The sequence below is a fragment of the Alteromonas sp. H39 genome (genome assembly GCF_047556435.1).
Classification (GTDB): Bacteria; Pseudomonadota; Gammaproteobacteria; order Enterobacterales; family Alteromonadaceae; genus Alteromonas.
Window position 1 is genome coordinate 2,831,580 of record NZ_CP180210.1, and the last position, 18,338, is coordinate 2,849,917.

At 48.2% G+C, this 18,338-nt stretch carries 11 protein-coding genes, 2 tRNA genes and 3 rRNA genes; all 16 read right to left on the minus strand.

All coding sequences use genetic code 11. From position 1 onward, the window contains the following. Window positions 1–316: 316 nt before the first annotated feature. Window positions 317–2,239 (minus strand): molecular chaperone HtpG, encoded by a 1,923-nt coding sequence (gene htpG / locus ACLBLI_RS12455; protein WP_414827928.1) that lies wholly within the window; start codon window positions 2,237–2,239, stop codon window positions 317–319. 122 nt (window positions 2,240–2,361) lie between these two features. Beyond that, a complete protein-coding gene (recR, locus tag ACLBLI_RS12460) occupies window positions 2,362–2,961 on the minus strand; it encodes a recombination mediator RecR (protein WP_414827929.1) in 600 nt (199 codons plus the stop codon). A 9-nt stretch (window positions 2,962–2,970) separates the two neighbouring features. Further along, window positions 2,971–3,297: a YbaB/EbfC family nucleoid-associated protein gene (locus tag ACLBLI_RS12465; RefSeq protein WP_414827930.1), complete on the minus strand. Its 327-nt coding sequence runs from the start codon at window positions 3,295–3,297 to the stop codon at window positions 2,971–2,973. Between the two features lie 39 nt (window positions 3,298–3,336). Then, entirely contained in the window at window positions 3,337–5,889 is a 2,553-nt protein-coding gene (dnaX, locus tag ACLBLI_RS12470; protein ID WP_414827931.1) for a DNA polymerase III subunit gamma/tau, read from the minus strand. A gap of 14 nt (window positions 5,890–5,903) precedes the next feature. Continuing rightward, complete coding sequence (gene apt / locus ACLBLI_RS12475; protein WP_414827932.1) at window positions 5,904–6,440, minus strand: adenine phosphoribosyltransferase; 537 nt, start codon at window positions 6,438–6,440, stop codon at window positions 5,904–5,906. 22 nt (window positions 6,441–6,462) lie between these two features. Beyond that, on the minus strand, window positions 6,463–6,585 hold the full coding sequence (locus tag ACLBLI_RS12480) for a hypothetical protein (RefSeq protein ID WP_274608658.1): 123 nt from the start codon (window positions 6,583–6,585) through the stop codon (window positions 6,463–6,465). Between the two features lie 120 nt (window positions 6,586–6,705). Beyond that, window positions 6,706–7,446 (minus strand): DUF2063 domain-containing protein, encoded by a 741-nt coding sequence (locus tag ACLBLI_RS12485; RefSeq protein WP_414827933.1) that lies wholly within the window; start codon window positions 7,444–7,446, stop codon window positions 6,706–6,708. Next, window positions 7,443–8,291 (minus strand): DUF692 domain-containing protein, encoded by an 849-nt coding sequence (locus tag ACLBLI_RS12490; protein ID WP_414827934.1) that lies wholly within the window; start codon window positions 8,289–8,291, stop codon window positions 7,443–7,445. Before ACLBLI_RS12490 ends, ACLBLI_RS12485 begins: the two co-directional genes overlap by 4 nt. 186 nt (window positions 8,292–8,477) lie before the next feature. After that, a complete protein-coding gene (locus ACLBLI_RS12495; RefSeq protein WP_414827935.1) occupies window positions 8,478–9,020 on the minus strand; it encodes a hypothetical protein in 543 nt (180 codons plus the stop codon). A 103-nt stretch (window positions 9,021–9,123) separates the two neighbouring features. After that, window positions 9,124–10,680, minus strand: coding sequence for a methyl-accepting chemotaxis protein (locus ACLBLI_RS12500; protein ID WP_414827936.1), 1,557 nt, complete (start codon window positions 10,678–10,680; stop codon window positions 9,124–9,126). 277 nt (window positions 10,681–10,957) lie between these two features. Further along, window positions 10,958–11,073: ribosomal RNA gene (gene rrf / locus ACLBLI_RS12505) — 5S ribosomal RNA — on the minus strand. Between the two features lie 339 nt (window positions 11,074–11,412). Next, a 23S ribosomal RNA gene (locus ACLBLI_RS12510) occupies window positions 11,413–14,405 on the minus strand. Window positions 14,406–14,893: 488 nt separating this feature from the next. After that, window positions 14,894–14,970 (minus strand) — tRNA-Ile (locus ACLBLI_RS12515). Between the two features lie 156 nt (window positions 14,971–15,126). After that, window positions 15,127–15,202: transfer RNA gene (locus ACLBLI_RS12520), tRNA-Ala, on the minus strand. A 76-nt stretch (window positions 15,203–15,278) separates the two neighbouring features. Further along, a 16S ribosomal RNA gene (locus ACLBLI_RS12525) occupies window positions 15,279–16,811 on the minus strand. Together the 16S, 23S and 5S rRNA genes with 2 tRNA genes alongside form the textbook arrangement of a ribosomal RNA operon. 423 nt (window positions 16,812–17,234) lie before the next feature. After that, entirely contained in the window at window positions 17,235–18,059 is an 825-nt protein-coding gene (pssA, locus tag ACLBLI_RS12530; protein ID WP_414827937.1) for a CDP-diacylglycerol--serine O-phosphatidyltransferase, read from the minus strand. Window positions 18,060–18,338: the final 279 nt, after the last annotated feature.

Sequence of the window (18,338 nt, forward strand, 5' to 3'; positions counted from 1 at the left end):
CCGCTTTATTTTATTTACTGACGGCACTTTACACATTCAATTTCAGGGTGACAAGTGCAAGGCCCGCATTCACAAGGTTCTTACGACTAATAGCGCATAGTTTATGCACCTAAGCAGCAGGCCAGTGAGAAAAGGTTAATTTTATGTATTTTGGTCATTCACCGCGCGAATTGTATCAGAGATAAAAATGCTCTGGGAGTGAAAAAGAATAACCAAAGCCAGATAGCAACGCACGCTATCGCTCACAACAACAGAGTGTGAAACTTAGGCATAAAAAAACGGGCCGAAGCCCGTTTTTTTGTCGACTGTTACTGGCTTATTTTGCCAGACTCATCAGCAAGGTGTTCAGGTTTTTCACAAAGCTGGACGGGTCTTTCAGACTGCCCTGCTCAGAGAGTGCAGCCTGGTCAAACAATACCTCAATCCATTGTTTGAATACCGTTTCATCCTGCGTATCAGATAGTTGTTTAACCAGTTGATGTTCAGGGTTCAACTCAAAGTGGTACTTCACATCAGGCACCGGCTGACCAGCCGCCTGCATCAGTTTCATCATCTGTGTCGTCATACCGTTTTCATCAGCGACAATACACGCCGGTGAATCTGTCAGACGATGCGTGAATTTCACGTCTCCGACCTTGTCGCCCAAAGCAGTTTTCGCACGTTCAAGAATACCTTCAACTTCTTTCTCAGCTTCTTCATGCGCTTTTTTGGACTCTTCGTCTTCAAGATCACCTAAGTCCAGGTTGCCTTTTGCAATCGACTGGAATGACTTCTCTTCAAACTCAGTCAGGTGTGACATCAGCCACTCATCAATGCGCTCGCCCATCAGCAGCACTTCAATGCCCTTCTTGCGGAATATTTCAAGATGCGGGCTGTTTTTCGCGGCTGCATAGCTGTCAGCGGTCACATAGTAAATCTTGTCCTGACCCTCTTTCATACGCCCGATGTAATCGGCAAGCGATACCGTTTGCGCATCTGAATCGCTGTGGGTAGTTGCGAAACGCAGCAGACCGGCAATCTTCTCACGATTAGAGAAATCTTCAGCCGGACCTTCTTTAAGTACATTCCCAAACTCGTTCCAGAAAGACTGGTACTTCTCCGCATCATTCTTTGCCATACGCTCAAGCATTTGCAGTACACGTTTGGTACAGCCCTGACGCAGGGTTTGTGTCACTTTGTTATCCTGCAGAATTTCACGCGACACGTTCAGCGGTAAATCGTTTGAGTCCACCAGTCCTTTCACGAAGCGCAGGTAGGTCGGCATAAACTGTTCGGCGTCGTCCATAATGAATACGCGTTGAACATAGAGCTTTAAGCCATGGTTCTGGTCGCGGTTCCACATGTCGAATGGCGCTTTTGAAGGCACGTACAACAGACTGGTGTACTCGTTCTTACCTTCTACTTTATTGTGCGCCCATGCCAACGGATCGCTGAAATCATGAGAGATGTGCTTATAGAACTCTTTATACTCTTCATCAGAAATGTCTGACTTTTCTCGAGTCCACAGCGCGGTGGCTTTGTTCACTGTTTCCCAGTGACCTGGCTCAGCAGGGATCTTTTCACCATCTGGACCATCACGCTCTGGCACTTCTTCTTTCCACATCAACACTGGAATGCTGATGTGATCGGAGTATTTATTGACGATGGAGCGCAGACGCCAGTCGTCGGCGAACTCTTTTTCATCATCACGAAGGTGCAGTACGATTTCCGTACCACGTGTCGGCTTATTAATTTCAGCGATGGTAAACTCGCCTTCTCCATCGGAGATCCACTCTACGGCCTCTTCCGGTTTCGAGCCTGCGGCACGGGTGCGCACGGTAACTTTGTCAGCCACGATGAACGCTGAGTAAAAGCCAACACCAAACTGACCGATCAGTTGTGAGTCTTTGGCCTTATCGCCAGATAACTGACTGAAGAAATCTTTGGTGCCTGATTTAGCGATAGTTCCCAGGTTTGCGATAACCTCGTCGCGATTCATACCAATACCATTATCAGAAATGGTAACGGTACCTGCGTCTTTATCGACGCTAAGCTTCACGCTCAATTCGCTGTCACCGTCATACAGGGCATCGTTTTCCAACGCTTTGAAACGCAGTTTATCTGCGGCATCTGCGGCGTTAGAAACAAGCTCTCGCAGGAAGATCTCTTTGTTCGAATACAAAGAGTGAATCATCAGACTTAATAGTTGTTTTACTTCGGTCTGAAAACCATGAGTCTCTTTATGGGCTGCTTCAGCCATAATCCAGGATCTCCTCGTTGAATGGATCATTAGTCACATTCCGAGGTAGGGTCTTAAAGGAGGCTTTTCAAGCGTTAGTGTAATAAATTTTTAGCGAGGGAGACGGAATAAGAAGCAGGAACTCAGACTTTCCTGCGGCCGGAAAATGCGTGCGTCAGCGTATTCCCATCAATATATTCAAGTTCACCGCCCACTGGCACACCATGGGCTATACGGCTGGCATCCACGCTGGCATTGTTACAAAGCTGAGCAATGTAATGCGCCGTTGCCTCTCCTTCAACGGTAGGGTTAGTTGCCAGAATCACTTCGCTCACTTTGCCTTCCTGTAATCTGGCCTCGAGCTCGTCCAGCCCAATCTCATCAGGGCCGATGCCATCAATAGGCGACAGATGCCCCATTAACACAAAGTACTGCCCTTTGTAGGAAAGTGTCTGCTCTATCGCCAGCACGTCCTGCGGGCTTTCAACAATACACAACAAACCGCTGTCTCCCCGCTCTGGATGACGGCAGATTTCACACACCTCGTCCTCGGTGAAGGTTCTGCAGCGCTGGCAATGCTGGATATGCTCCATTGCATTATGCAGCACATTACTCAGACTAAGCGCACCTTCCCGGTTTCGCTCTAAAAGATGAAACGCCATGCGCTGGGCGCTTTTATTGCCAACGCCGGGAAGACAGGTGAGGGCTGAGATCAACTCAGCCAGAAGCGGACTGAACTTCATCGTGCGATGTTAAAATGGCATTTTGAAGCCAGGAGGAAGCGGCATACCACCTGTCACATCGCCCATTTTCTCTTTACTGGTTTCCTGCACGCGACGAACGCCGTCATTAAATGCAGCAGCAATCAGATCTTCCAGCATGTCTTTATCATCGTCCATTAACGAGGGATCGATTTCCACGCGACGAACATTGTGATTACAGGTCAGCGTAATTTTTACCATACCTGCACCGGCTTCGCCGGTTACCTCAATGTTACCCAATTCTTCCTGGGCTTTCTGCATGCGCTCTTGCATTTGCTGCGCCTGCTTCATGATGTTTCCCATTCCACCTTTAAACATGATGCTTTCTCACTTTTACTTGATTTGAAACTGTCAGCCTTAGCGCGCTTTTACCGAATCAGCCACCACAGATGCCTGAAATACGCTCATTAAAGACTGAATTTTGTCGTCTGTACTAACCACATGCTCAGCATGCTGTTGCCGCATGTTTTGAATACGTTGCTGAATTTGAAATGGAGTAGATTCAGGTTGCCCCATTTTGATTTCCAGCGAGATTTCCCGCCCCAGTCCTTCATTCAGCGCTGAGGTGAGCTGTGCTATTGCGCTTTCATTCACTAGATGCGCCTGACTCTCATCTAATTCAAGGGTGATGTTATCGTCTTCTCGATGAAATGCCGCATGCAGTGCAATTTGTTTAAGTAATCCCGCTATCGGCATATTCTCAACCAACTGACTCCAGCTATCAATCTGACTGGCATGCACCAGCTTGCTTCCGTCTTCCAGGTAAGCACTGAGCGGCGCACCATTATAGCTTTCTGTAACCGGTTGAGGCTTTGCATCAGAAGCATCGGCTTCTTCATAAGCACTTTCCTGCGCAACAATCTCTGGCTGCGCCTCGCCATGTTGCGACGGGGTTTGCTGACTCTCTTCATCGATATGAGTTTCAGACGCTGGCGCTGCGGTATGCTCCGCTCTGGTTTCTGTCGCCCACGGTGGGGGGTCATTATCAACCGGCGCTGGTGAGGACGCCGTCTCTACAGAATGTCTGCTTGCGGCCGGCTCCGGCATGTCAGTTTGCGCATTGTCGGAACTTGAACCCGCCGGCATCTGACGTGTAGGCAGACGCACTGGGGCTGACGTTTCAGGCTTTTTTACGCCGGACTGGCGAGACTCCTCTCGGGCTTTTTTCAGCCGTTGGCGAAGAGCCAGCATTTCTTCTGTCGAAGACAACTGATGTTCCGCACTCTGCTGCGGGGCAGCCGCAGACGAGTCATGAACGTTATGCTCAGAAGCAGGCTCATCATAAGACGCCTCCTGATCTTCCATCGGCATATCTTCATAAGCAGAGAGGGGTGGACCGTCTTCAAATGGCGGGGGACCACTGTCGTCTTGCTGATGCTCATTATACTGCGCAGGCGATTGCCGTTTAGCCGTGTCATCGCGAAGTTGCTCTGCGTGACTTTCTAACGCGGCTAACTCCTGCGCCAGCGCCGGGTCACCATCTTCATCAGCGCGTTCCTCGGAATGCTCATCTGCCGCCGGCGTCGACTGCGGTGGTGTAGACGCACTCTCATCCGGTACAGTTTGCTGATTATGGTGCTGCGGTGACGCGACGTTGTTTTGGTGTGCGCCTGTGGTCTCTGCTGGCGCAGTCGATGCACTTGCAGGAGACGCTAGGTTAGCGGCTTGCTGTTCAACTGGCGAAGGAGATTGAGGCTGCTTTAATTCGCTGCCTGCTTCAGGCTTAGTGGAACCAGAAGTATTACCTGGCGTAGTACTGTGTACCGGCAGAGGTTGCGCGTCATCCGGTGCTGCGGATAAAATATCGTCAAGCCCTTCTACCGGACCAGACGGTGCAAATGACATCATTCTGAGTACGGTCATTTCGAGCCCGCTTCGGCCATCTGGCGCGTAAGGCAAGTCTTTCTGACCCTGCAACGCTATTTGATACAGCAGTTGAACCTGCTCGGCTGGCAACGATTTGGCAAGTTGATATATCGCTTTTGCGGAAGTTGTCTCCAGCTTGCAAACATCAGGGATCCACTGCGTGAGTGCAATCTGATGCAGAAGGCTGCTAAGTTCAGATATCACCTGCGCATAGTCAGGCGCCTGCTCGGCCATTGCAGCGATAATATCCATGGCGCTCTGGGGTTCTTTTTTTACCACCGCGTGTATCAGGCGCAGCAACTGATGCTTGTCCATCAAGCCGAGCATGTCGGTAACAATAGCTGCCAGTACCTGATTGTCGCCCTGAGCAATCGCCTGATCGGTCAGACTCAGAGCATCACGCATACTGCCCTGAGCCGCACGGGCGAGTAGAGACAGCGCCGGGGCCTCATAGGCCACTGCCTCTGCGTCAAGAATATGTGCAAGCTGCCCGGTGATTTGCTCGCGAGACAAGGCTTTGAGGTTGAACTGCAAACAACGCGATAAGATAGTTATAGGCAGTTTTTGCGGATCGGTTGTTGCCAGTAAAAATTTTACGTGCGGCGGTGGCTCTTCCAGCGTTTTCAATAAGGCATTGAAACTGTGCTTAGAAAGCATGTGCACTTCGTCGATGAGATAAACCTTGAACCGACCACGGGTAGGCTTGTATTGAACGTTATCTAACAACTCCCGCGTATCTTCTACCTTGGTTCGGGAGGCCGCATCGATTTCCAGCAAATCAACATAGTTGCCGTGCTCAATTTCCTTACAGGTATCGCATTGCCCGCAAGGATTAGCGCCCTGCCCCTGTTCACAGTTCAGGCTTTTGGAGAAAATACGGGCGATGGTCGTTTTTCCCACGCCGCGGGTGCCGGTAAAAAGATAAGCGTGATGTAGCCGATCGTTGTCCAGCGCATTAGAAATAGCTGAGACAACGTGTTCCTGGCCCACCAGTTCGCTAAATTTTCCGGGTCGCCACTTTCTCGCAAGAACCTGATAACTCATGCTGGCTTTATTCCTTATTCGCCTTCAAATTCACAGATGGTAAAGGAATCAATACCCAGTGCTTCCAGCTTTTCTCTACCGCCAAGATCTGGCAGGCCAATGACAAAACCAGCATGTTGCACTTCGCCGCCGAGGCTGCGAATTAACTTAGCAGAGGCGCCAATGGTTCCCCCGGTAGCCAACAGATCGTCAATTAGAAGCACTTTATCGCCAGGTTTGATAGCATCTTTATGGATTTCAAGGGTATCCATGCCGTATTCAAGCTCATAGCTTTCGCTGACGACTTCGCGGGGCAGTTTATTCGGCTTCCTGACAGGCACAAAGCCTATTCCCATTTCAATAGCCAGCGGTGCACCAAACAAAAAGCCCCTGGCTTCTGTTCCGGCTACTTTGTCAAAGTTCATTGGCAGATATTTTTCCAGCAGCAACGAAATACAGCTACTGAATGCCTTATGATCTTCTAATACGCTGGTAACGTCCCGAAACATAATGCCGGGCTTTGGGTAATCAGGTACGGATTTAACAACGGATTTAATATATTCTGCAGTCACAATAAAACCTAGTTATTTAGCCTTACAGCCAAAACGTGAACCAGCCGCAGATAATATGCAGAAGCGGAAACGCCACTAGCGTTACCAGAGACGCAAGAAAGTACCACTTATTGTAGACTTCTTTGAATTCAGAATTGTCAGCCATGAACACTACCTAAAACAATTTTATGATCAAAAAATGGTGGTAAATGGTAATCGAATCGGTTCCGGAATGACAGTCTAATTACCAGTGATAGCGGTTATTCGTATGTCTGATGTGCGATTTTTACTCGCCAGCTATCAGGATCCCACTGTCCAGCATCTCAGAAATAGTCTTAAAGGCACCTGACTCCACTTGTTGTGGCGAGAGAGAAGGCACTTGTTCGCGGAGTCCTGTCACTATATCTGATACCGATATTGACTCTTCTGCCATATTCACAAGCATTGCCGTTAATGGGTTTACTACCATAAAAGCTACGTCCTCGTCCCGGTTACGATAGACGACGTAGTAGTGACGATGCTCATTAATTTCAGGAGTGAGGAAGTCCGGTCCGAGCAGATGAACCGGGTAAATGTAGGAAACTAATGACGCTAAAGGCGATACACAAACTGTCTCAGGAACCTCGTCGCGGTCCCAGAAGGCAACCGGAGTGGGAGTCTTGCGGATACTGACATCCAGTTCCAGCCATTCGTAATGTGCCAACTCAGGAAGCCAATCAGGGTAATCCGACAGACATTTGGGGCCGGATGATAAAAACTCGACAAACTCCTGACTTATCTGCGCGAAATAAGGCGAACGACAGTGGTGCTGTGCAAAAAACTGTCTGGCCAGGGTCTCACTTTGTTTTTCACTGAGGATATCGAAGATAACCGGAAAGCCTGATTGCAGAAAATTAAGAATATTATTAAAAAACAGTGACTGATAGACAGCCAGTCTCCTGGCTTCGTCTGGATTGGCCGGTGTCGCTGACTCCGGATTTCGTATAGCCTGAGTAAATTGTCTTTGCGTCGCCTGAAAAGACTTCATACGACAGCCCTTGACGGTGATTTCGCCGACAGATATTTACCCTGAATTTTCTTGATGCGACGCACTTCCTTCAAAAGATCTGCGATTGGCGGTATATTAAAATCGCGCTCAAGCAAGGTGGGGAATACGCCGTGTAACTCGTATGCGCTCTCAAGCAATGCCCACACTTCATCGATGACATCTGCACCATGGGAGTCCACTTTCAGATCGTCAGCTTCATCAAAATGCCCTGCTATATGCCCATAAACAATGCGCTGTGAAGGCAGCGACTTGAGAAATGTCTGCGGGTCATAGCGATGATTAATGCTGTTTACATATAAGTTGTTCACGTCCAGCAGCATCTTACAACCTGACTGTTCAAGCACCTCCAGTGTAAAGTCCAGTTCTGTCATCTCCTGACCAGGCGCGATGTAGTAAGACACATTTTCCAGTACCAGAGGGCGCTCCAAAATCTCCTGCACAGTCTGTATACGCTTTGCGACATGGGTTGCCGCTTCTTGTGTAAAAGGGATCGGCATAAGGTCATACATATGACCTTCGCCTGAACAGTAGCTAAGATGTTCGCTATAAAGAGCGATGTCATATTTATCTAAAAATGCCTTAACCTGCTTCAGAAATGTGATATCTAGAGGATCGCTGCTACCAATAGATAACGATAAACCGTGAGTAGAAAATGGTGCCTGTGACAAGCACTGCTTGAACTGACTCTCAAATTTTCCGCCAAGCGGGATCCAGTTTTCAGGCGCCACCTCCCAAAAATCGACGTCGTCAGGAAGTCGTGGCAATAGTGTTGAAAGCATCTCCCTGCGAAGCCCCAGCCCCGCTCCGCTAATACCCTGTTTCATACTATTCACTCTGATAATGACACGCTGGTAAATTCACGCTTCTGTTACCCTACTCTGCTAAAGCACAGGCTGCAATTCTGAAAGGACGAACAAATAACTGTACTTTGCAGCGAGAAAATTATGGGATTGTTCTGCCTCGAAAAGAAAAACGGCCACATAAAAGTGGCCGCAGGTATTAGACGCGGCTTACATGCTACCGCATTTACCTTCTTTCTCAGCCTTCGCGGCTTTATCACCACCGCATTTGCCTTCGCCGCACTTACCTTCTTTGGCTGCCTTGTCGCCACCGCATTTGCCTTCACCGCACTTGCCTTCTTTGGCTGCCTTATCGCCGCCGCATTTGCCTTCGCCGCACTTGCCTTCTTGGGCAGCCTTGTCGCCACCACATTTGCCTTCGCCGCACTTACCTTCTTTGGCAGCCTTGTCGCCACCACATTTGCCTTCGCCGCACTTACCTTCTTTGGCAGCCTTGTCGCCACCGCATTTGCCTTCGCCGCACTTGCCTTCTTTGGCAGCCTTGTCACCACCGCATTTGCCTTCGCCGCACTTGCCTTCTTTGGCAGCCTTGTCACCACCACATTTGCCTTCAGCAGCAAACTGGCTGTAACCGGATTCCAATGATTGCATTCCAAAGGGGTTCGCGTCAGCAACCGCTATCCCCGACGCCAAAGAGCCAATCACCACTGCACCTAACGCACTTGCTACACTTGATTTCTTAACCTGTTTCATTTTATAACCCTCTTATCTTTATTTACACAATGACTGCGCATGTAATTTCTAAGACCTTACCCCAGGCATTTTAATTTCATTTAAATTACTTTAAATAACATTTTTAGTCTTCTGCCTGATAACCTATCCGAAAACCACCCCAGTGCTTCCCGTTCACAAATATAGGCGCTGAAAGATCATGCATCACTTCGCCGGTATCTCTTTTGTAGGTCTGTAATAAAAATGACTCTGTATTTTTCGCACAGCGAATACCCGTAGGGTCATTAAAAATACGCTTTGTTCTGCTGGCAGCCAGGTCTTTCTCGTAGTTTCCTGTGATTGGCTGGCTAAACTTCTTGTTATGCGTGGGAAAATAACCATTTTTATCAACGGCCCCCGCGTAGATAATGAAGCTGTTGTTGTCCAATATCGGCTCCTGAATATCAGGCAGTACATTATCGGTGAAACGATCAAAGGCCGATGAATACTTTTGCGGATTGGTATTTGGCACCGGCTTATAGTTAAAATCAAACAACGCGCGTTCAGCTATTTTGCCGGCGAGAATAGCCTGTTCGAATAGTTCACCAATCTGGAAAGCAGCCTGTTGTGCTATGCGCTGCACTTCAGAGTTTCTGTCTGGCAGAGTAAATTTTCCAAGTTGCCGAAAAATATCTTCTGTTTGTCGACTAAGGCCAAGTACCTTTTCAGACACTTCAGTCAAATCCGCTTCAAGCGATTGGGTGGTTTGATGAAGTTGCATGATATTTGTGCTGATACCACTGCTGTTTTCTCCATGCAGATTAACCGTATCACGCACCTCAGACATCGCTGAAGCTGCTTGTGAAGACGATTCGGATGTTGCTTTTATTAAAGTAGAAGTCTGATTGATAATTTCAGACATCTCTTCCCCGGCTAACGCAACACGAGCAATGGAGTCCACAGAATCTTTGCTGCAACGGTTAATATCAGTAAGCACGTCATCAATGCCTTGAGTCGCATCCGTCGTTTTCTTAGCCAGGTCTCTTACCTCATCTGCAACAACAGCAAACCCACGTCCCTGCTCACCTGCGCGTGCCGCCTCTATGGCGGCGTTCAGTGCCAACATATTGGTTTGATCAGCGAGCTGGTTTATTGTCGTGGTAATACTACTAATTGCTTCTGCTCGCTGCTTTAACGTATCAAGCATATCCTTTGTCAGGGTAATCTCTTTACTAAGAGAAGTTTGTTGGGACAGTAATCGTTCCAGAAGCTTATTGCTTGACTGTGTTTTTTCATCAGAATCCAGGATCTTACCCTGCGCGAGTTCGGCATACTGCATCAGTTGCGCATTTCCGTTTTCGAGTGAGGAGATCCGGTCAGCCATCTCACTTACATTATCAACCTGTTGCTTGAATGAGGCTGAGAGTTTGTCTAAAAAATGGGAAACGGTAGCGCCACCGATTGCTATCCTGCTGGCAGAGTGACTGACAGATTCGCCAATTTCAGTACATTGAGGGCTACTGAGTGGATCGTCAACAATCAGATGACTGTCTCCTAGCGATCTTGCGTTAACTCCTAAGTAGGTAATGGTCAACGACAATACTGCAGCAATAAGCCCTGTTAACCACCACGGTAATGACAGTATCGACATAACACTCACTGCGACAACCAAAACCATAAACTGAATAATTGCTAACTTCACAACTACAATTCCCTATTCTTAATGACCCAAATATAAGCGATACAAAACTGAGTGGGATAACCATAGTCGTAGATAAAGAAAAAGCCTATAAGAATATAGTCTTACTACTATGGCTCTGGTTAGGCCTTGGTATGCCCACTTGTATGATGTGGCCGCGATAAAAAGCACACCTGAGTATCGTCATACGACTTAAGTTGCTTGGCCACTTTTTTAAGAAATTTTAGACAAGACATAAACGAAAAAAGCCCGCTCAGTTGAGCGGGCTTTTCGAATGGGAGCTTGGCGGTGTGCTACTCTCACATGGGGAGACCCCACACTACCATCGCCGCTAACGTGTTTCACTTCTGAGTTCGGAATGGGATCAGGTGGTGCCACGTCGCTATGGCCGCCAAGCATAAACTGTGTGCAGAATTAACGAAGCGCATGCTGCTTTCTGAGTTAACGTCTGCGCAAGGAGGACTTAAAGTACACTTTACCGTGTGTTAAGTCAGCCTCGCTTAAATTAGTAACAATTTGGGAAAGTCTGATATTCAATCGTGTTGAGTAACTTATCTACTCTACTTTACTATTTCTTAGCTTGTCTCACACAACTCTCAATGCTTATAACTCTTCCCACTTTAGCGAGTAGAAAAATGGCCAGTCGATTTTACATCGACGGTGAAGCCATTTTGCACGCCCACTTGCAAAGCAAGTGCTTGTAGGTAAAGAGCTAAAAAGCTTCTTGGGCGTTGTATGGTTAAGCCTCTCGGGCAATTAGTACAGGTTAGCTTAACGCCTTACAACGCTTCCACACCCTGCCTATCAACGTCATAGTCTATAACAACCCTTCCAGAGCTTAAAGCTCAGGGATGACTCATCTTGGGGCTCGCTTCCCGCTTAGATGCTTTCAGCGGTTATCGATTCCGAACTTGGCTACCGGGCAATGCCTTTGGCAAAACAACCCGAACACCAGCGGTTCGTCCACTCCGGTCCTCTCGTACTAGGAGCAGCCCCCCTCAATCATCCAACGCCCACACCAGATAGGGACCGAACTGTCTCACGACGTTCTAAACCCAGCTCGCGTACCACTTTAAATGGCGAACAGCCATACCCTTGGGACCGACTTCAGCCCCAGGATGTGATGAGCCGACATCGAGGTGCCAAACACCGCCGTCGATATGAACTCTTGGGCGGTATCAGCCTGTTATCCCCGGAGTACCTTTTATCCGTTGAGCGATGGCCCTTCCATACAGAACCACCGGATCACTATGACCTACTTTCGTACCTGCTCGACGTGTCTGTCTCGCAGTTAAGCTAGCTTATGCCATTGCACTAACCTCACGATGTCCGACCGTGATTAGCTAACCTTCGTGCTCCTCCGTTACTATTTGGGAGGAGACCGCCCCAGTCAAACTACCCACCAGACACTGTCCACAATCCCGATTAGGGACCTATGTTAGAACATCAAACATACAAGGGTGGTATTTCAAGGACGGCTCCACATCATCTGGCGACAATGCTTCAAAGCCTCCCACCTATCCTACACATGTAGGTTCAATGTTCAGTGCCAAGCTGTAGTAAAGGTTCACGGGGTCTTTCCGTCTAGGTGCGGGTACACAGCATCTTCACTGCGATTTCAATTTCACTGAGTCTCGGGTGGAGACAGCGTGGCCATGGTTACACCATTCGTGCAGGTCGGAACTTACCCGACAAGGAATTTCGCTACCTTAGGACCGTTATAGTTACGGCCGCCGTTTACCGGGGCTTCGATCAAGAGCTTCGCTTACGCTAACCCCATCAATTAACCTTCCGGCACCGGGCAGGTGTCACACCCTATACGTCCTCTTTCGAGTTTGCAGAGTGCTGTGTTTTTAATAAACAGTCCCAGCCACCTGGTCACTGCGACCTCCAAAAGCTTACGGAGCAAGTCCTTCACCTTCAGAGGCGTACCTTCTCCCGAAGTTACGGTACTATTTTGCCGAGTTCCTTCACCCGAGTTCTCTCAAGCGCCTTAGTATTCTCTACCTGACCACCTGTGTCGGTTTGGGGTACGGTTTACATAATCATAAGTTTAGAAGCTTTTCCTGGAAGCAGGGCATCAACAACTTCACTCCCTTGGGAGCTCGTCTCGCGTCTCAGCCTTAAGAAACCGGATTTACCTAATCTCTCAGCCTACTCGCTTTCACTTGGACAACCAACGCCAAGCTTGCTTAGCCTTCTCCGTCCCTCCATCACTGATTATATAAGTACGGGAATATTAACCCGTTTCCCATCGACTACGCATTTCTGCCTCGCCTTAGGGGCCGACTTACCCTGCCCTGATTAGCATGGGACAGGAAACCTTGGTCTTCCGGCGTGGGGGTTTTTCACCCCCATTATCGTTACTCATGTCAGCATTCGCACTTGTGATACCTCCAGCATGCTTCTCAACACACCTTCAACAGCTTACACAACGCTCCCCTACCCAATACGATAAATCGCATTGCCGCAGCTTCGGTATATTGCTTAGCCCCGTTACATCTTCCGCGCAGGCCGACTCGACTAGTGAGCTATTACGCTTTCTTTAAAGGGTGGCTGCTTCTAAGCCAACCTCCTAGCTGTCTGTGCCTTCCCACATCGTTTCCCACTTAGCAATATTTTGGGACCTTAGCTGGCGGTCTGGGTTGTTTCCCTCTTCACGACGGACGTTAGCACCCGCCGTGTGTCTCCCGGATAGTTCTCATTGGTATTCGGAGTTTGCAAAGGGTTGGTAAGTCGGGATGACCCCCTAGCCTTAACAGTGCTCTACCCCCAATGGAATTCGTCCGAGGCTCTACCTAAATAGATTTCGGGGAGAACCAGCTATCTCCCGGTTTGATTGGCCTTTCACCCCCAGCCACAAGTCATCTCCTAACTTTTCAACGTTAGTGAGTTCGGTCCTCCAGTTGATGTTACTCAACCTTCAACCTGCCCATGGCTAGATCACCGGGTTTCGGGTCTATACCTAGCAACTAAACGCGCAGTTAACACTCGCTTTCGCTACGGCTCCGCTATTCGCTTAACCTTGCTACTAAATATAAGTCGCTGACCCATTATACAAAAGGTACGCAGTCACCCCATCACTAAGCACCCTGCCTGATTTTGTCGGTTTACCGTTGGCTGCTTGCGCAGGTCAACGTTACTCGCTTATCAAGCTGTTGCACTTTGTGAGTCTCACCACTAAAGGCACTTAGTGATGGGGCTCCCACTGCTTGTACGTATACGGTTTCAGGTTCTATTTCACTCCCCTCACAGGGGTTCTTTTCGCCTTTCCCTCACGGTACTGGTTCACTATCGGTCAGTTAGGAGTATTTAGCCTTGGAGGATGGTCCCCCCATATTCAGTCAAGATAACACGTGTCCCGACCTACTCGATTTCACTACAAAGGTTTCTTCGTGTACGGGGCTATCACCCTGTATCGCGCCACTTTCCAGAGGCTTCCACTAAATCCAATGCAGCTTAAGGGCTGCTCCCCGTTCGCTCGCCGCTACTAGGGGAATCTCGGTTGATTTCTTTTCCTAAGGGTACTTAGATGTTTCAGTTCCCCTCGTTCGCCTCACTTACCTATGTATTCAGTAAGTGATACCTGTAAACAGGTGGGTTTCCCCATTCGGACATCTGTGGCTCAAATGCATTTTGTCGGCTCACCACAGCTTTTCGCAGACTTACACGTCCTTCATCGCCTCTAACTGCCAAGGCATCCACCGTATACGCTTTGTCACTTAACCATACAACCCCAAGCAGCCTTTTGACTCCTGCATTGAGTGGTAATTCAATACCTGCTGTATGATGACAAGCTAATCGGAAGAATTGCCTTGTCATCAAACTTAATTGATAACAAGCAATTCAAGTCAAGTAGAGTAGTTACTAGTGCAAAATTTCGATGCGTAGCATCGGAACTTTTGCGCAAGGAGGACTCACAGTACGCTCAGTTGCGCACTATAAATTCTCAGTTACTCAATTTTGATTGATTACTATTAATATCAGCTTTCCAAATTGTTAAAGAACGTTCGTAAAATGACGAGTCATTTCACTTTAGAGTAAAAAACCCTAATCAATGCTTACTGTTTTCAGTAAATATTCATTAGGATTTCAGTCCGTTTTGACCAAATCAGCATCCCATGCTGTTAGCGTATTTCTTTCTTAGGCAAGGCGGGGGAATGCGTAGTGTGCGACTAGCACATGAGCATTTCTCCAACGCAGCATAAGGAAGAAATGGTAGGCTTGGGCAGACTTGAACTGCCGACCTCACCCTTATCAGGGGTGCGCTCTAACCAGCTGAGCTACAAGCCTCCAGCTTTCTGCGCATTTAAGCATTATGCTGCGGCTTGGTTCGGCGCTCTTTCAGTCACATACTGAAGTATGCTCCTTCGCTCGCTTCTCAGTCGCCTTGCCTAACACTCAACTGCTTGAAATCTGCCTCTTTTTGAGTTTGATTTCTTGCGAAAGTGGTGGAGCTAAGCAGGATCGAACTGCTGACCTCCTGAATGCAAATCAGGCGCTCTCCCAGCTGAGCTATAGCCCCATAATTGGTCGTTCTTCTATTTATAACAAGACTATCTGTGTAGGCACTGCATCAAGTGTGTCACGTCGACTTTTGGTAAGGAGGTGATCCAACCCCAGGTTCCCCTAGGGTTACCTTGTTACGACTTCACCCCAGTCATGAAACACAAAGTGGTAATCGTTCTCCCGAAGGTTAAACTAACTACTTCTTTTGCATCCCACTCCCATGGTGTGACGGGCGGTGTGTACAAGGCCCGGGAACGTATTCACCGCAACATTCTGATTTGCGATTACTAGCGATTCCGACTTCATGGAGTCGAGTTGCAGACTCCAATCCGGACTACGACATTCTTTAAGGGATCCGCTTACTCTCGCAAGTTTGCTTCCCTCTGTAAATGCCATTGTAGCACGTGTGTAGCCCTACACGTAAGGGCCATGATGACTTGACGTCGTCCCCACCTTCCTCCGGTTTGTCACCGGCAGTCTCCTTAGAGTGCCCAACTGAATGCTGGCAACTAAGGACAAGGGTTGCGCTCGTTGCGGGACTTAACCCAACATCTCACGACACGAGCTGACGACAGCCATGCAGCACCTGTGTCAGAGTTCCCGAAGGCACCAATCCATCTCTGGAAAGTTCTCTGCATGTCAAGTGTAGGTAAGGTTCTTCGCGTTGCATCGAATTAAACCACATGCTCCACCGCTTGTGCGGGCCCCCGTCAATTCATTTGAGTTTTAACCTTGCGGCCGTACTCCCCAGGCGGTCTACTTAGCGCGTTAGCTTCGCTACGCACGAATTAAATTCACACACAGCTAGTAGACAGCGTTTACGGTGTGGACTACCAGGGTATCTAATCCTGTTCGCTACCCACACTTTCGCACATGAGCGTCAGTCTTTGGCCAGGGAGTCGCCTTCGCCACTGATGTTCCTCCAGATATCTACGCATTTCACCGCTACACCTGGAATTCCACTCCCCTCTCCAAGACTCTAGTCTGCCAGTTCTAAATGACCGTCCCAGGTTGAGCCCGGGGCTTTCACATCTAGCTTAACAAACCGCCTGCGTGCGCTTTACGCCCAGTAATTCCGATTAACGCTCGCACCCTCCGTATTACCGCGGCTGCTGGCACGGAGTTAGCCGGTGCTTCTTCTGTTGCTAACGTCACGGCTGGCAGGTATTAACTACCAACTTTTCCTCACAACTGAAAGTGCTTTACAACCCGAAGGCCTTCTTCACACACGCGGCATGGCTGCATCAGGGTTTCCCCCATTGTGCAATATTCCCCACTGCTGCCTCCCGTAGGAGTCTGGGCCGTGTCTCAGTCCCAGTGTGGCTGATCTTCCTCTCAGAACAGCTAGAGATCGTCGCCATGGTGAGCCTTTACCTCACCATCTAGCTAATCTCACTTGGGCCTCTCTTTGCGCCGGAGCCTAAGCCCCGTTTGGTCCGTAGACATTATGCGGTATTAGCAGTCGTTTCCAACTGTTATCCCCCTCGCAAAGGCAAGTTCCCAAGCATTACTCACCCGTCCGCCACTCGTCAGCGATGTGCAAGCACATCCTGTTACCGTTCGACTTGCATGTGTTAGGCCTGCCGCCAGCGTTCAATCTGAGCCATGATCAAACTCTTCAATTAAAATCGAAATGTTAGTTTTAAAAAACTAACAAAATATGAATCGTCGTTGTTGACACTCTTAACGAGTGCCCACACAGATTGTCTTGTTATAGATTGTTAAAGAACATTTTTGCCAATCGAACTTGCCGATTGACGCGCCTCAAAGCTTTGCTTTTCTGCGCTCTTGAGATTCGCTTAATCGCTTGTCTCAAGCGGGATGCGTATGATACTCCGCATCTTTTTTTTGTCAACCAAATTTTGAATTATTTTTTCTAAAACTTGGTAACTCATCGCTTCTCAGTTTCTGCGTTTTTCCGCTGTCCCTGTGAAGGAGGCGCGCATTTTACGCAGAATTTATTCGTCGTCAACAGCAATTTTTAATAAAAATAAAAAAAGCGGCCTAACAGACCGCTTTTTGCACAATACGATTATTAAATGCGCTTTTTACTTGCTTTTCTGCTCTTTCTCATCCGTTTCATCTAAGTTGCTATCTTTATCAACTTCTTTTTCGGATCCAAAATCAGCGTCTTCCTCGTGGTCGCCCACCACATCATTCAACGTCACTTTATCAACAGTTCTGAATGTATTGATAGGGCCAGCTAAAGCATAAAGAGCAAAAACAATAAATAAGACCAGAGCAGGTTCAGTTGCCACAACAACGAAAACAAGAAGAATGAGTAGTAAGGCAACGAATGGCACCTTCCCGTGCCAGTTAACTTCTTTAAACGAGTTATATTTAAAATTACTCACCATCAACAGACCTGCAGCACTGGTCACCAGCGCAACAATCAGTCCATAGTCGTTCCCATTTACATCATATTCTACCCCAACCCATACTAGTCCAGAGACTACAGCCGCCGCAGCTGGACTTGCCAACCCCTGAAAGAATCGTTTGTCCGCGATACCAACTTGCGTATTAAAGCGCGCCAAACGAAGTGCAGCACCAGCCACATAGATAAAGGCAGCCAACCATCCTAACTTACCCAATTCGCTTAACCCCCAGTTATACGCCACGAGTGCGGGAGCCATGCCAAAGGAAACCATGTCAGCCATGGAGTCGTATTCCGCACCAAAATCACTTTGCGTATTAGTCATTCTGGCAACGCGTCCATCCAAACCATCAAAGAGCATAGCAACGAATACTGCGACAGCCGCGGCCTCAAATCGCCCGTTCATAGATGAAACCACTGCAAAGAAACCGGAAAACAGCCCAGCCGTGGTTAACAAATTAGGTAACAAATAAATACCTTTTCTTTTATTGTCTGACATAAATCCTCATTGTCGATTGCGACGCTTACCCGATTATTTCATATCTGAGAGGTCGAGCCTACCTTAATCACGGCGCATGCATGCGTTATAACAAGGTATAGTAATGTATACACAACAGCATGACGCAATTTTATACACTTCCTACACCATGTTGAGTTCATAATAATAAATTCCGCGCCTTATAAAGGCGGCGTTGTCGTGGACGCAACTCCAAAATAATTGCGGTATATGCAACTAGTGACGGAGTAATAATAATGAATTTTTTGTCAGTAATTTTTA